General features: G+C 73.1%; 10 protein-coding genes and 3 pseudogenes. 10 read left to right on the top strand and 3 right to left on the bottom strand.

Annotated elements, in window-relative coordinates; translation table 11 throughout:
- Nucleotides 1-146 precede the first annotated feature (146 nt).
- The 10 genes and pseudogenes from M6G65_RS28150 to M6G65_RS33595 all read left to right on the top strand — a co-directional run bounded on the left by M6G65_RS28150 (nucleotide 147) and on the right by M6G65_RS33595 (nucleotide 12237).
- Nucleotides 147-869, top strand: coding sequence for an SDR family NAD(P)-dependent oxidoreductase (locus M6G65_RS28150; RefSeq protein ID WP_250104301.1), 723 nt, complete (start codon nucleotides 147-149; stop codon nucleotides 867-869).
- Nucleotides 866-2008 (top strand): annotated as a pseudogene (locus M6G65_RS34125) (hypothetical protein); the annotation flags it as partial. The gene M6G65_RS28150 and the pseudogene M6G65_RS34125, both read left to right, overlap by 4 nt.
- Nucleotides 2009-2015: 7 nt before the next feature.
- A complete protein-coding gene (locus M6G65_RS28140; RefSeq protein WP_238194574.1) occupies nucleotides 2016-2501 on the top strand; it encodes an NUDIX hydrolase in 486 nt (161 codons plus the stop codon).
- Complete coding sequence (locus tag M6G65_RS28135; protein WP_238194573.1) at nucleotides 2498-2956, top strand: TIGR02301 family protein; 459 nt, start codon at nucleotides 2498-2500, stop codon at nucleotides 2954-2956. Before M6G65_RS28140 ends, M6G65_RS28135 begins: the two co-directional genes overlap by 4 nt.
- A gap of 159 nt (nucleotides 2957-3115) precedes the next feature.
- On the top strand, nucleotides 3116-3370 hold the full coding sequence (locus tag M6G65_RS28130; RefSeq protein ID WP_160534062.1) for a hypothetical protein: 255 nt from the start codon (nucleotides 3116-3118) through the stop codon (nucleotides 3368-3370).
- A 104-nt stretch (nucleotides 3371-3474) separates the two neighbouring features.
- Nucleotides 3475-4325: pseudogene (gene ygfZ, locus M6G65_RS28125) on the top strand (CAF17-like 4Fe-4S cluster assembly/insertion protein YgfZ).
- A gap of 131 nt (nucleotides 4326-4456) precedes the next feature.
- Complete coding sequence (locus M6G65_RS28120) at nucleotides 4457-5644, top strand: FAD-binding protein (RefSeq protein ID WP_238194927.1); 1188 nt, start codon at nucleotides 4457-4459, stop codon at nucleotides 5642-5644.
- 57 nt (nucleotides 5645-5701) lie between these two features.
- Nucleotides 5702-7033: a glycolate oxidase subunit GlcF gene (gene glcF / locus M6G65_RS28115; protein WP_238194571.1), complete on the top strand. Its 1332-nt coding sequence runs from the start codon at nucleotides 5702-5704 to the stop codon at nucleotides 7031-7033.
- A 745-nt stretch (nucleotides 7034-7778) separates the two neighbouring features.
- Nucleotides 7779-10822, top strand: a pseudogene (locus M6G65_RS28110) (Rne/Rng family ribonuclease).
- A 173-nt stretch (nucleotides 10823-10995) separates the two neighbouring features.
- Entirely contained in the window at nucleotides 10996-12237 is a 1242-nt protein-coding gene (locus M6G65_RS33595; RefSeq protein ID WP_283214828.1) for a methyl-accepting chemotaxis protein, read from the top strand.
- Nucleotides 12238-12244: 7 nt separating this feature from the next.
- Here M6G65_RS33595 and uraD read toward each other — a convergent pair whose 3' ends face one another.
- From uraD to uraH (M6G65_RS28090), 3 genes are read right to left on the bottom strand one after another with little or no spacing between them, the layout of a single operon-like run.
- Nucleotides 12245-12754: a 2-oxo-4-hydroxy-4-carboxy-5-ureidoimidazoline decarboxylase gene (gene uraD / locus M6G65_RS28100; RefSeq protein ID WP_238194569.1), complete on the bottom strand. Its 510-nt coding sequence runs from the start codon at nucleotides 12752-12754 to the stop codon at nucleotides 12245-12247.
- 5 nt (nucleotides 12755-12759) lie between these two features.
- Nucleotides 12760-13113, bottom strand: a complete 354-nt coding sequence (gene uraH / locus M6G65_RS28095; protein ID WP_238194568.1) for a hydroxyisourate hydrolase — start codon at nucleotides 13111-13113, stop codon at nucleotides 12760-12762.
- 38 nt (nucleotides 13114-13151) lie between these two features.
- Nucleotides 13152-13721 carry a hydroxyisourate hydrolase gene (gene uraH / locus M6G65_RS28090; RefSeq protein ID WP_238194567.1) on the bottom strand — a complete coding sequence of 190 codons (570 nt, stop codon included), beginning with the start codon at nucleotides 13719-13721 and terminating at the stop codon, nucleotides 13152-13154.
- Nucleotides 13722-13811: the final 90 nt, after the last annotated feature.

Below are 13811 nucleotides of genomic sequence, written 5' to 3'. Positions count from 1 at the left end.
GGCGTGCTCTGGATTTCCGGTCCCCGTGCGCCTAGACCGTTCAGGCTCAGCGGCACGACCCGCGCGCCCGGACCGGGCTGCGATCCTTTAGAACGCCAGCGAGGCTTACGGCTTTGGCCCTCCCCGTCAACGAACGCCGGCGCATCATGCTGCTCACGGGTGCGAGCCGGGGCATCGGCCACGCCACCGTCAAGCGGTTCTCGGCCGCGGGCTGGCGCGTGATCACCTGCTCGCGCCACGCCTTTCCGGAGAACTGCCCCTGGGAGATGGGTCCCGAGGACCATCTCCAGGTCGATCTCTCGGACGCGCAGGACACGGTCCGCGCCGTCGAGGAGGTCCGCGGCCGGCTCGCCGCCGAGGGCGGCGTGCTACACGCGCTGGTCAACAATGCCGGCATCTCGCCGAAGGGGCCGGACGGCGAGCGCCTCGGCGCCCTGGCGACCGAGTTCGACGCGTGGCAGCGGGTGTTCCAGGTCAACCTCTTCGCCACGATCCTGCTGGCCCGCGGCCTGCGCGACGAGCTCGCCCGCGCCAAGGGCTCGATCGTCAACGTGACCTCGATCGCGGGCTCGCGCGTCCACCCCTTCGCGGGGGCGGCCTACGGCACCTCGAAGGCGGCGCTGGCCGGCCTGACCCGCGAGATGGCCGCCGATTTCGGGCCGCTGGGCGTGCGGGTCAACGCGATCTCGCCGGGCGAGATCGACACGTCGATCCTGTCGCCCGGCACCGAGAAGCTCGCCGAGCAGATCCCGCAGCGCCGGCTCGGCACCCCGGACGAGGTCGCCAAGGCGATCTACTTCCTGTGCACCGAGGCCTCGTCCTACGTGAACGGGGCCGAACTCCACATCAACGGCGGCCAGCACGTTTGACCAGAACGCCTGCCCCCTCGGGCACGAACGCCGTGGGTCACGGCCCGGCCCCCGTGCGCCGGGCGCTCCTCCTCGGCCTGCTCCTGTGCGGCGTGCCCCTGGCCGCCGCGCGGGCGGAGCCCGGGATCCGGATCCTCGACCTGCCCTTCAAGGTCCGGGCCCTGCGCGGCCCCCGCAGCGAGGCCGCCGTCTCGGTGGCGACCTCCGGGCTGCTGCCGATCGCCGGCGCGAAGGTGAGCCAGCAGGCCGGCGACGAGGAGAGCGCGCCGATCACCGTGGTCTGGGGCGACGACGGCGGTGCCGTGCTGTCGCTCTCCGAGGGAACCGTGAGCGTCCGCCCGATCGGCCGTGAGGCGGTCGAGGGACTAACCGCCGCGGAGACGCCGCGCGGAGCCGTGCCGGGCTCGCGCCGGGCGCTGTCCGGCCCGTTGAGCGCCTATCTCACCGGGCGCACCCGCGCCCCGGACGGCAGCGCCGCGGCGGCCGTCCTGACCATCCGCGAGCGCCAGCCGATGGCGGTCAGCACCGATCCCAAGCCCGTGCCGGTGGCGACCGTGACGGTTCCGGCCGGGGCCGACGCGGTGTTCGCGCCCCTGCGGCCGCGCCTGCTCCGTCTCGGGGATCGTCCGGCGCTGCTGGCCTCCACGCGCCCGGGCGCGGAGACCGGCGGGCTCGCGCTGATCGAGCGCCCGGCCGGCGATCCGGGTGCGGCCTGGACGGTCGCGGCACGCACGCCGCCGCAGCCCGGGCCGCCCCTGAAGATTGCCGGCATCGCCGACTTCTCCGGGTCCGGCGCCGTCCAGGCCGCGACGGTCAGCGCCGGCGGCCGGCTCCAGCTCTGGACGCTGCATCCCGACCGGATCGAGGCCGCCGGCACGGCCGAGGGCTACGCGGCCGGGGCCGGCGATTCCGATCTGGCCGTCACGGCTCCGGCCGGCGGCGCGCCCGAGCTGGTGCTGCCCGTGGCGGGCCGCGCCGAGATCGCCCTGGTCTCCGCGAAGGGGGCTCTGCACGAGCGCCTGCGCGTGCCGCTCCCGGCTCCGGCCGAGACCGGCATCGTGGTCCTGGGCGAAGGCGCGGCGGCGCGGCTGCTGGTCGGCCTCGCCGATGGCCGGGTGGCGGTCGTCGCGCCCGATGGGGAAAACCATGACGGCGGATGCCCAGGCCGACAACCGCCTGTTCCCGGCGCGGCCCTTCGTGGGCGCATCGATCGCGGTGATCCGGGACGAGCGTGTCCTGCTGGCGGCCCGCGCCAACGAGCCGATGCGCGGCGTCTGGACGCTGCCGGGCGGCCTCGTGGAAGCGGGCGAGGCGCTGGCCGAGGCGGCCCTGCGCGAGTTGTCCGAGGAAGTCGGTCTGACCGCCGAGGTGGTCGGCGTGCTCTCGCCGACCGAGATCATCGTCCGGGACGAGGCCGGCCGCGCCCGGCACCATTACGTCGTGCACCCGCACGCCGCCCTGTGGCGCGGCGGCGAGCCGGTGGCCGGACCCGAGGCCCTCGGCACCCGGTGGGCGACGCTCGCCGAGGTCGCCACCCTGCCGACGACGCCGGGTCTGGTCGAGACCCTGCAGGAGGCGTTCGCGCGGGTTCGGGACCGCAATCCGGCCCGCGGCGGGGAGGCGACGGCGTGAGGCGCGCCGCGACGATCCTGTGCCTGCTGGCGGCGCTCGCCGCCCAAGCCGCCGCGCCGGCTCTGGCGCAGCAGCGCTCCGGCCGCCCGGCGGCGTCCGCCTCCAAGGACGCCAAGGACGCGCCCAAGGAAACGAATGCCCCCGCCGATACCCCGGCCCCCTACGACCGCGACCTGATGCGCATGTCCGAGATTATCGGGGCGCTGGCCTTCCTGCGCGGCCTCTGCAGCGCGCCGGATGCCGCGGACTGGCCGGCCCGCATGAAGGCGCTGATCGACTCCGAGGGCGTGACCCCCGCCCGCCGCGACCGTCTGGCCGGCGCCTACAACCGCGGCTATCGCGGCTACGCGCTGACCTACCGGGTCTGCACGCCGGCGGCCCACGAGGCGGCCGCCCGCTACGTCGCCGAGGGCGACCGGCTGTCGCACGCGCTGGCAGGCCGTTTCGGGGGGTGATGCAGGCGCAACACACTGCTCAGGGATGCCGGCGAAGCGTCGGATTTGAGCCCTCGCGTTAACCGATTCGAAATTCCCGGCTGGCCGAGCCGCAGGGACCTGCTTATCATCCGTTGTGTCCGCCGGGTCTTGTGCCCGGCGCAATGGAAGTATCGGGCCATGCAGCATATCTCTCACACCGCTCCTCTCGAGGTCGATGTCGAGGAGAAACGTGTCGCGCTGAGTTACGTCTCGGAAGCGTTCGCGGAAGGCTGCCTCGACGGGCTCGACGGCGACTGTATGGCTCAGGCCGCCCTGTTCGCCGCCTTCCAGGAACTGGTCATGACCTACGGTGAGGAAGCCACGGCCCGTTACGCGGAAGGATTTCCGGAGCGCATCCGCGGCGGCGCCTTCACCACGACCCTCCAGCACTGAGGGCCGGGATCGCGGACGGTTGAGGCGCGGGCGGGCAGCGACTACCTCCCGCTTCCGCGGTCCGGCACGCCGGACCGCTCCCGTCCTGTGAGGATCAGCCTGCCATGCCCGTCGCCCTGCTGCCGGACCGCGCCCTCGTCGCCGTCACCGGCCCGGACGCCGCCGCGCTCCTTCAGGGCGTGCTGACCTGCAATGTCGAGACGCTGCAGGACGGGGAGGCGCGCCTCGGCGCCCTGCTGACGCCCCAGGGCAAGATCCTGTTCGACTTCCTCGTGTCGCGGCTGCCGGACGGGTTCCGGTTCGACGTGCAGGCGGACCGGGCGGCCGATCTCGCCAAGCGGCTGTCGCTCTACAGGCTGCGCGCCCAGGTCGCGATCGCCGCCGACCCGACCGTGGCGGTGGCCGCCGCCTGGGACGGGCCCGCGCCGGCCGCCGCCGAGGCGGTCGCCGATTCCCGCCACGCCGATCTCGGAGCCCGGCTCTACGCGGCCGAGGGCGCCTTCTCGGCCGACGCCGCGGAGGCCGATTACCACGCGCACCGGATCGCGCTGGGCATCCCGGAGGGCGGGCGCGACTACGCCTTCGGCGACGCGTTCCCGCACGAGGCGCTGATGGACCAGCTCGGCGGGATCGACTTCAAGAAGGGCTGCTATGTCGGCCAGGAGGTGGTCTCGCGGATGCAGCACCGGGGCACCGCTCGGACCCGCATCCTGGCGGCCGCCTACCCGGACGGCGCGCCCGCGCCCGGCACGGAAATTACGGCCGGCGGCAAGGTTCTGGGCACCACCGGCAGTTCCGCCGGCGGCCACGGCCTTGCCCTGGTCCGGCTCGACCGGCTGGTCGACGCCCTCGGCGCCGGCGAGACCCGCGCGCGGGCGGGCACCCCGCGACGCTGGCGCGGCCCGCCTACGCGACCTTCACGCTGCCGGAGGCCGCCGCGAGCCCGGCCGGGTGAGGCGCGCATCCGCCGCCGCGCGGTGGAAACTCGGGCCCTGAAACCCCGCGACTCAACCGCCGCTTGAATCCGCCGCCCGTTCCGGCGACACCCGTCCTGGAATGGCTACAAACAAGACCGGGGCGGAAACGATGGGCGTCTACGAGCCCGGCACCGAGGCGGAGGCCGGGGAGATCGTGCGGGCAGCCGCCGGGCGCGGCGAGCGCCTGCGGCTGGCCGGCGGCGGGACCGCCGCAGGTCTCGGCCGGCCCGCGCAGGACAGCGCGACGCTCTCGGCGAAGGCGCTCACCGGCGTCACGCTCTACGAGCCCGCCGAGATGGTGGTGGCCGCCCGGGCCGGGACGCCCCTCGCCGAGGTCGAGGACCTGCTCGCCTCCCAGGGTCAGATGCTGCCCTTCGAGCCGATGGACCTGCGCGGCCTCTACGGCACCACCGGCGAACCGACCTTCGGGGCGGTGGCGGCGATCAACAATGCCGGCCCGCGACGGATCAATGCCGGGGCGGCCCGCGACAGCCTGATCGGCGTGCGCTTCGTCAACGGGCGGGGCGAGGCGATCAAGTCGGGCGGCCGGGTGATGAAGAACGTCACCGGCCTCGACTTGGTGAAGCTGATGGCCGGCGCCCACGGCACGCTCGGGCTCCTCACCGAGGTGACCTTCAAGGTGCTGCCGTCCTGCGAGCGCGTCGCCACGCTGATCTTCCCGGGTCTCGACGACGCGCGCGGGATCGCGGCCCTGTCGGAGGCCCTGGGCTCTCCGTTCGAGCTGACCGGCGCGGCCCACCTGCCGACGGGGATAGGTGCCCCGCAGGCGCGAACCTTGATGCGTCTCGAAGGCTTCTCGGACTCCATCGACTACCGGACGGGCGAGTTGCGCCGCCTGCTGAAGCGCTACGGATCGGCGGAGATCCTGGACGGCGAGGCCGGCGCCGCCCTCTGGCGGTCGGTGCGCGATGCCGCGCCGCTGGCCGAGCCGCGCGAGGCGGCGCTCTGGCGGATCTCCACCGCGCCGACCCACGGGCCGGCCCTGGCGGCGGCAATCGCGGCGGAGCGCGACGCCCGCTGGTTCTTCGACTGGGGCGGCGGCCTGATCTGGCTCGCCACCGGCTCCGAAGGCGATGCCGGCGCCGCGACAGTGCGCCGGGCGGTGCAGGCCCAGGGCGGCCACGCCACGCTGGTGCGCGCCCCCGACGCCGTGCGCGCCGCCGTTCCGGTGTTCCAGCCGCTGGCCGAGCCGCTGATGCGGCTCACCGCCGGCATCAAGGCGGCGCACGATCCGGCCGGATTGCTCAACCCCGGTCGGATGTACGCCGGACTGTAAGCTTCAGATTCCGCCCCTTCCCGGTCGCGGGGAGGCGAGGCGCCGAGGATGTGACCCGTGCAGACCAACTTCGCCCCCGCCCAGCTCGCCGACCCCGCCATGGCGGCCTCGGAGAAAATCCTGCGGACCTGCGTGCATTGCGGCTTCTGCACGGCGACCTGCCCGACCTACCTGCTGCTCGGCGACGAGCTCGATTCCCCGCGCGGGCGGATCTACCTGATCAAGGACATGCTGGAGGGCGGCAAGCCGGCCTCGCAGGAGGTGGTCAAGCATGTCGACCGCTGCCTCTCCTGCCTGTCCTGCATGACCACCTGCCCGTCGGGGGTGCATTACATGCACCTCGTCGATCATGCCCGGGCGCATATCGAGAAGACCTACGCGCGACCGACGGGCGACCGGTTTCTGCGCGCCCTGCTCGCCCAGGTCCTGCCCTACCCGAACCGCTTCCGCCTCGCGCTGGTCGCCGCCAAGCTCGGCGCGCCGTTCCGCGGGCTGGTCGGCCGCCTGCCGCGCGTGGGCAACCGCCTCGCCGCCATGCTCGACCTCGCTCCGGCCGGGATGCCGCCCCGTGAGCCGACGAACCGGCCGGGCCGGTTCGCGCCGGCGAACGGACAGGCCGCCAAGCGCGTCGCGCTGCTGCGCGGCTGCGCCCAGAGTGTGCTGCGGCCGGACTTCAACGCGGCGGCGATCCGGCTGCTCAACCGGCACGGGATCGAGGTGGTGCACGCCAACGAGGGCTGCTGCGGGGCGCTGACCCACCACATGGGCAAGGAGCATTCGGCCCACGCCCACGCCAAGCAGACGATCGACGCCTGGGATGCCGAGATCGCCAAGGGCCTCGACGCGATCCTAGTGACGGCGTCCGGCTGCGGCACGACGATCAAGGATTACGGCTTCATGTTCCGCGACGACCCGGCCTATGCCGAGAAGGCGCGGCGGGTCTCAGCCTTGGCCAAGGACGTCACCGAGTACGTGGCGCAGATCGACCTGAAGACGACCACGGACGCGAGCGACCTCGTAGTGGCGTACCACTCGGCCTGCTCGATGCAGCACGGCCAGGGCATCCGGACGGAGCCGAAGGCCCTGCTCAAGCGGGCCGGCTTCACCGTCAAGGACGTGCCCGAGGGCCATATCTGCTGCGGCTCGGCGGGGACCTACAACATCCTCCAGCCCGAGCTGGCCCTGAAGCTGCGCGCCCGGAAGGTCGCCAATATCGAGCGCGTGCGCCCCGACGTGATCGCCACCGGCAACATCGGCTGCGCGACGCAGATCGGGAAGGGCACGGGCATTCCGATCGTCCACACGGTGGAGCTGCTCGACTGGGCGACCGGCGGTCCGAGGCCCGCGGCGCTGACGGGGGTGGCGCCGCAACTCGCGGCGGCCGAGTAGAAGCAGGACGACGTTTGCACCCGCGCCATCATTCCGGGGCGCTGCAGGCGCGCCAGGATCCGAAGGGGCACGCCTGAGGCGGGCGCTCTAGAACCACGTCGTCGCCAACACTTTCTGTGTTGGCGCCTCTGGATCCCGGGCTCCGCTGCGCGGCCCCGGGATGACGGGCCGCTTGGCATCACAGCCGTGACAGCCCCGTGACATCTCTTCACGCTTGACCCTTGCCAAATCCGCGCAGCGGTCTGTAATGATACCGACCCCTTTCCGGTCCCGCCGGCCGCCGCAACGGCCCGCGGACGTGGCCGAATTCCTCGCGAAAACGGTTGCGGTATCGCGGCGGATCCTGTCGGTCCGTCTGGCGGCGACGGGTGTCGCCCGCGATCGGGCAGGTGTCGCACGACGCGGCGGGGATCCTCCGCCGCACCCCAGGAATTCACGGCCGGTTCCCGCCGGCCGAGATCGTTTCGCGAGGTCGGAACCACGATGGACGGACGCACGGCCCAGCATAACGCTGCGCGTGCCCCGGAGGCGCGAGAGGTGCGTCGGTCCGGTCCGTCCCTCGACCCGGCCTGTTTCAACCCCAGGCGCCCAGGGCGCCGAACGGCGGTTGACGGCAATTTCCCCTCGAACCCATCCGCCTCGGCGACGAGGCCGGCACCACGCCCGACAGGTTTGACGTCGGGCGAGGCGCCGCCGGGACCACGGGCACGGAGAACGACGTCGGCCGCCATGCCGAGAGTCCGACATGGCCAACAAAATGCTGATCGACGCGATGCACTCGGAGGAGACCCGAGTCGTCACGGTCCACGGGTCTAGGGTCGAGGAGTTCGACTTCGAAGCCGCCAACCGGCGTCAGCTGCGCGGCAACATCTATCTCGCCAAGGTCACCCGGGTGGAGCCGTCGCTCCAGGCGGCCTTCGTCGAGTACGGCGGCAACCGCCACGGCTTCCTGGCCTTCAACGAGATCCACCCCGACTACTACCAGATCCCCCTCGCCGACCGGCAGGCGCTCCTCGAGGAGGAGGCCCGCGACGCCGAGGAGCACCGCGAGCGCGAGGAGCGCCGCCGCCGCTCGCCCCGCCGCTCCCGCGGTCGCCGCGCCGAGGCCCGCGCCCGCAGCGCCGACGAGACGGTGAGCGCCGAGGACGCGCACGAAGCCGCGCACGAGACCGCGCAGGTCGAGGGTGACGAAGGTCAGGCCGCGGAGCGCGCCGAGACGCCCGCGGAGGCCGGGATCGCGCCGGCCGGCATGCCCGACACGCTCGCCGAGAACCCCGAGGCGGTGCAGGAGGCGCTCGCCTCCGAGACCGCGGCCGGGGATATCGCCGAGCCGCAGGCCGAGCCGGCGCAGGGCGCCGAGTTCGCCGCCGAGCCGGCTGCCGAGCCCGCCGCAGAAGCCATCGACCCCGCCCCGGTCGCGGCGCAGGCCGAGGACGCCGCGACCGACCAGGACAGCCCGGTCGAGCCCGAGGCCCGGATCGCCATTGCGGAAGCGCTGACCGTGGCCGAGGCGCCGGCCGAGACCGTCACGGCGGACGCGTCCGGGCCGGTCGCCGACGACGAGGCCGACGAGTCCTCCGACGAGGAGGATGCGGAGGACGAGGAGTCCGACGACGACGAGGATGAGGACGACGAGGACGAGTCCGACGAGGATGACGATTCGGACGAGGATTCCGACGATCCCGACGCCGAGCCCAAGATCGCCCAGGTCGGCGGCAACGGCGACGCGCTGGCCGAGATCCCCGAGCGGCCCCGCCACTACCGCCGCCAGTACAAGATCCAGGAGGTGATCAAGCGCCGCCAGATCATCCTGGTGCAGGTGGTCAAGGAGGAGCGCGGCACGAAGGGCGCGGCGCTCACCACCTACCTGTCGCTCGCCGGCCGCTACTCGGTGCTGATGCCCAACACCGGCCGCGGCGGCGGCATCTCCCGCAAGATCACCTCGGCGGCCGACCGCAAGCGCCTCAAGGAGGTCGTGCAGGACCTGGAGGTGCCCGAGGGGATGGGCGTCATCCTGCGCACCGCCGGCGCCTCGCGCTCCAAGCCCGAGATCGCCCGCGACTTCGAGTACCTGATGCGCCTGTGGGAATCGGTCCGCGAGCTGACGCTGACCTCGATGGCCCCGGCGCTGGTCTACGAGGAGGGCTCGCTGATCAAGCGCGCCATCCGTGACCTCTACAACAAGGATCTGGACGAGGTTCTGGTCGCCGGCGAGGACGCCTACCGCGAGGCCAAGGACTTCATGCGGATGCTGATGCCCGGCCAGTCCAAGGTCGTGAAGCCCTACCGCGACCCGACGCCGATCTTCGCCCGCTTCGGCGTCGAGCAGCAGCTCGACGCGATGTTCTCCACCCACGTCTCGCTGAAGTCCGGCGGCTACCTCGTGATCAACCCGACCGAGGCCCTGGTCTCGATCGACGTGAACTCGGGCCGCGCCACCCGCGAGCACGACATCGAGGACACCGCCCTCAAGACGAACCTGGAGGCCGCCGAGGAGGTCGCCCGCCAGCTGCGCCTGCGCGACCTCGCGGGCCTGATCGTCATCGACTTCATCGACATGGAGGAGAAGCGCAACAACCGCGCCGTCGAGAAGAAGCTCAACGAGTGCCTGAAGAACGACCGCGCCCGCATCCAGGTGGGCCGGATCTCGCCCTTCGGCCTCATGGAGATGAGCCGCCAGCGCATCCGCACCGGCGTGCTGGAATCCTCCTCAATCCCCTGCGCCCATTGCGGCGGCTCGGGCTTCGTGCGCGCCACCGCCTCGGTGGCCCTGCACATCCTGCGCTCGATCGAGGAAGCGCTGCTCAAGTCGGCCTCCCACAACCTGGTCCTGCGCACCCGCACTGAGGTCGCCCTCTACATCCTCAACCAGAAGCGCGGGCACCTGCGCGAGCTGGAGGTGCGCTTCGGCGTCACCATCACGATCGCGGCCGACGAGCGCCTGGCGGCCACCGCGGCGTTCCAGCTCGACCGCGGCGAGCCGGCCCAGCGCGCCGAGGGTCCGGTGACGGGCGTGCGCGCCCAGGCGATCTCGCCGACCACCGAGTTCGAGGACGAGGACGAGGAGGCCGACGAGGTCGAGGCCGAGGCCGAGACGGAAGCCGAGGGCGAGGCCGAGGAAGGTCAGGCCGAGGCCCGCGAGGACGCGTCGCGCGATGAGGGCGACGGCCGGCGGCGTCGGCGGCGTCGGCGTCGGCGCGGCGGTCGGCAGGAAGGCCGCTCGGAGGACGGCAGCGCCGAGGAGAATCGCCAGGCCGGCGAGCGCTCCGAGGAGGACGGCCCGGACGAGGAGTGGGACGGCGAGGAGCAGGCCGCCGACGAGCCGGCCCAGCCTGCCGTTGCGGCCGAGACCGGGGATGCCGAGGAGGCGGTGGCCGGACCGGACGAGTCGGCCCGCGCGGACGACGAGGGTGGGCGCCGCCGTCGCCGGGGGCGCCGCGGCGGACGTGGGCGCGGCGAGGGCCGCGGCCGCGAATCTGCCGAGCAGGACGAAGCCCCGGAGGCTGCGGGCGAGGCGGTCGCTCTGCCGGCGGAGGAGCCGGTGAGCGCGCAGGCCGTGGCCGAGGCGGTCGAGGCCGCACCGGCGGCGAACCGCGACGAGGCTGCGGTGGACCTGCCGCTGGCATCCGCGCCGGATTCTGCCGCGCCGGAAGCCGCGGAGCCCGCCAAGGCCACGGCCGAACCGGCGCCCGAGCCCGTCGCGGTCGTGCTGACGCCCCCTCCGATCCGGACCGGCCGAAGCGCGCCGGCTGGTGGTCCCGCACCAAGGCCGCTCTGACGGGCGAGTAATCTCAGGTGCCCCTGGACTGAAAAGGTCCAGGGGCACCGTAATCGCGCACGACGACGTGAACGCTCTGCTGCATCCGCGATTCCAGCCGGGCGCAGAGACATGCCTCAACCTTCATCATTGGTTGAAGATTCGGTGCGACAGTCCCGCTGATTAATGCGTCGGAGGGAACCGCATGTTCAGTTTGCGCCGGCAGCGTCAGAGCCAGGACGCGGCCGTAACCCCGGTGAAGGCGATTGCCGCGACCGAGGTGCCGCCCGCTGCTCCTGCCGAAACGAGCCCTCGCCCCGAGGCGGCGCCGGCCGTCGATCGCGAGTGGCTGTCCCTTCTGGCCCGGCTCTCCGCCTCGGCCTCGGATGCCGGGACGTCGATCGGCTGGATGACGCACGACGCCTCCGGCACCGCCGAGCAGGCCCGTCTGATCGCCGCTGCCAGCGAGGAACTCGCCGCCACAACCGGTGAGATCGCGGCCCGCTCCTCCTCGGCGGCCGAGACCGCCGAGGCGGCCCGGGCGGGCATCGCCACCTGCGTCGGCGACCTGCATCGTGCCACGGAAGGCATGCGCGGGATCGAGGAAGGCACCGAGGAGATCGGCGGCCGGCTCGACAGCTTCTCGGTCGCGGCCCTGCGGATTGAGGAGATGGCCGGCACCATCGCGGCGATCTCCGCCCAGACCAACCTGCTGGCGCTCAACGCCACGATCGAGGCGGCCCGGGCCGGCGAGGCGGGCCGCGGCTTCGCGGTCGTTGCCGCCGAGGTCAAGACCCTGTCGGCGCAGACCGCCAAGGCGACCGACGAGATCCGCGCCCGTGTGAACGGCCTGCGGGAGGAAATGGCCGCGATGCAGGCGGCCGTCACGCGCAGCCGCAACGCGGTGGAGACCGGCGCCGCCGCCATGGTGCGGGCCAATGCCAGGGTCGAGACGGAGAGCGGCGCCGTGGCAAATGTCGCCGCGCAGATGCGCGAGGCCTCCGAGATTCTGGGCCAGCAGATCCTGGCGACCGGCGACATCGCCCGCAACGTCGGCCGGATCGCCGAGGGCACCGACAAGGCGCGGCGGGAGATCGGCGACGCCCTGACTCAGCTCGGGCAGATCGAGGACCTCGGCCGGACCCTGCTCGACCGGCAGAAGGCGGAGGCCGTGGACGACCGCCTGGCCCGCATCCCGGCCGATTGCGCCGCGTGGCGCCGCGCCATCGCGGCGACGCTGGTGGGGATGCGCTCGGCGGACAACCCGCCGGCGGGCGTCGCCGCCGACCCGACGCGGCCGGCCGCCCTGGAGGCGCCGCTGACGCGGGCCCGCGAGCAGGCGGCGGCCCTGATCCGCCACGTGCGCGCCCATGCCTGGGACGAGGCCACCACGGCCTTCGTCGCCTTCGAGGCAGCGATCAAGGACGCCCGCGCGGCCGTGGCCTGAGCCACCTTCAGGCGTCGATCAAGCGATCGAGGCGCATGCGGGTGATCTGCGCGACCTCGTCCAGCGCGGTCGCCTCCTCGGCCGCCGGATCCCGCCCGAGCCGGGCCTCGAACACCGCCAGGATCTCGGCCCGGCTCCGGCCGCGCACCGCGATGATGAACGGGAAGCCGAACCGCGCCCGGTAGGCGGCGTTCAGGCGGTCGAAGGCCGCCGCGTCGGCCTCGGTCATGCGGTCGAGCCCGGCGCCGCCCTGCTCGCTCGCCGAATCCGCTGTCAGGCTGCGCGCCCGCGCCTCCGGCCCGGCGAGTTCCGGATGGCCGTTGAGGAAGGCGCGCCGCGTCTCGCCGGGGACCGCACGGACCGCCCGCATCATCGCGGCGTGCAGGGCCGCGACGCTGGCGAACGGCCGTTCGTGCCAGGCGGCCCACGCCACCCAGGCGGCGTGCTCGAACACGCCTCCGAGGAGGCCCACGAAGGCGTCCTCCTCCATCCGGTTGACGGCGGCGAGATCGGGCACGGGCCTCAGCTGCCGCGATAGGTGGTGAAGCTGCCGGGCGCACAGAGCATCGGCACGTGATAATGCTGCTTCGGGTCGAAGATCGCGAAGCGCACCACGGGATTGTCGATGAAGATGTCGGCCTCGTCGGTGCCGGCGCGGCCCCGGAAATAATCGTCGACGTGGAAGGCCAGCTCGTACTGGCCCGCTTTGGCCTCGTTCGCCGCCAGGATGGGCGCGTCGGTCCGCCCGTCGGCGTTGGTCACCACGCTCTTCACGAGCCGCCACGTCTCCCCGTCCAGCACCGAGAAGTCGATGCGGACCCCAGCGGCGGGGCGCCCGCGATCGGTGTCGAGGACGTGGGTCGAGATGCCGGCCATGCCTGCGGGGTCCTCAGCGAAGCGGTTCGGAGTGGGCGTCAGCTGCCGCGATAGTAGGAATAGCCCCACGGCGTGAACAGCACCGGCAGGTGGTAGCGCTGGCCGGCATCGCGGATTCGGAAGCGGATCGGCACACGGCTGAGGAAGTTCGGGCTCGGCAGGGTGACCCCGAGGGCCGTGAAATACGCCTCCACGTGCATCAGCAGCTCGTACTGGCCGGGCTTGAGGGCGTCGTCGACGAGGAGCGGCTCGGCCGGCCGGCCGTTGGCGGCGGTGGTGACGGTCTTGATCGGCCGGTAGGCGTCGCCGTCGCGCACGGACAGGTCGCAGACCATCCCTGCCCCCGGCGTGCCGTGGAAATTGTCGATGGCGTGCAGCGTCAGGCGCGGGCCGAGGCCCGCCTGCGAGACCGGGCCGGTGGTGAGTGTCCCGGGCTTGCCCGGCACCCCCGGCGCCTGGGCGTGCGCGGCGCCTCCGGACGCGGCGGCCGCGACGCCGCCGAGGCCGAGTGCGGCGAGGCTTCGACGGGTCAGGGCAAGGGGCTCCGCGTGTGGCGCCTGCCGCTCCTCGGGCGCAGGACGATCGACCGGAGATGGTACAGGCGACACGGGGCTGGGCTCAACCGCGCGCCGCAGCGGCGGCCGGAGGATTCTGCGCCGGCTGCTCCCGACAGATCGGCCCCATCCCGCACCCTCCCC

The sequence above is a fragment of the Methylobacterium tardum genome (assembly GCF_023546765.1).
Lineage (GTDB): Bacteria > Pseudomonadota > Alphaproteobacteria > Rhizobiales > Beijerinckiaceae > Methylobacterium > Methylobacterium tardum.
The sequence above is the reverse complement of the archived record's forward strand: the minus strand, read 5'-3'. Positions and strand labels throughout refer to the sequence as shown.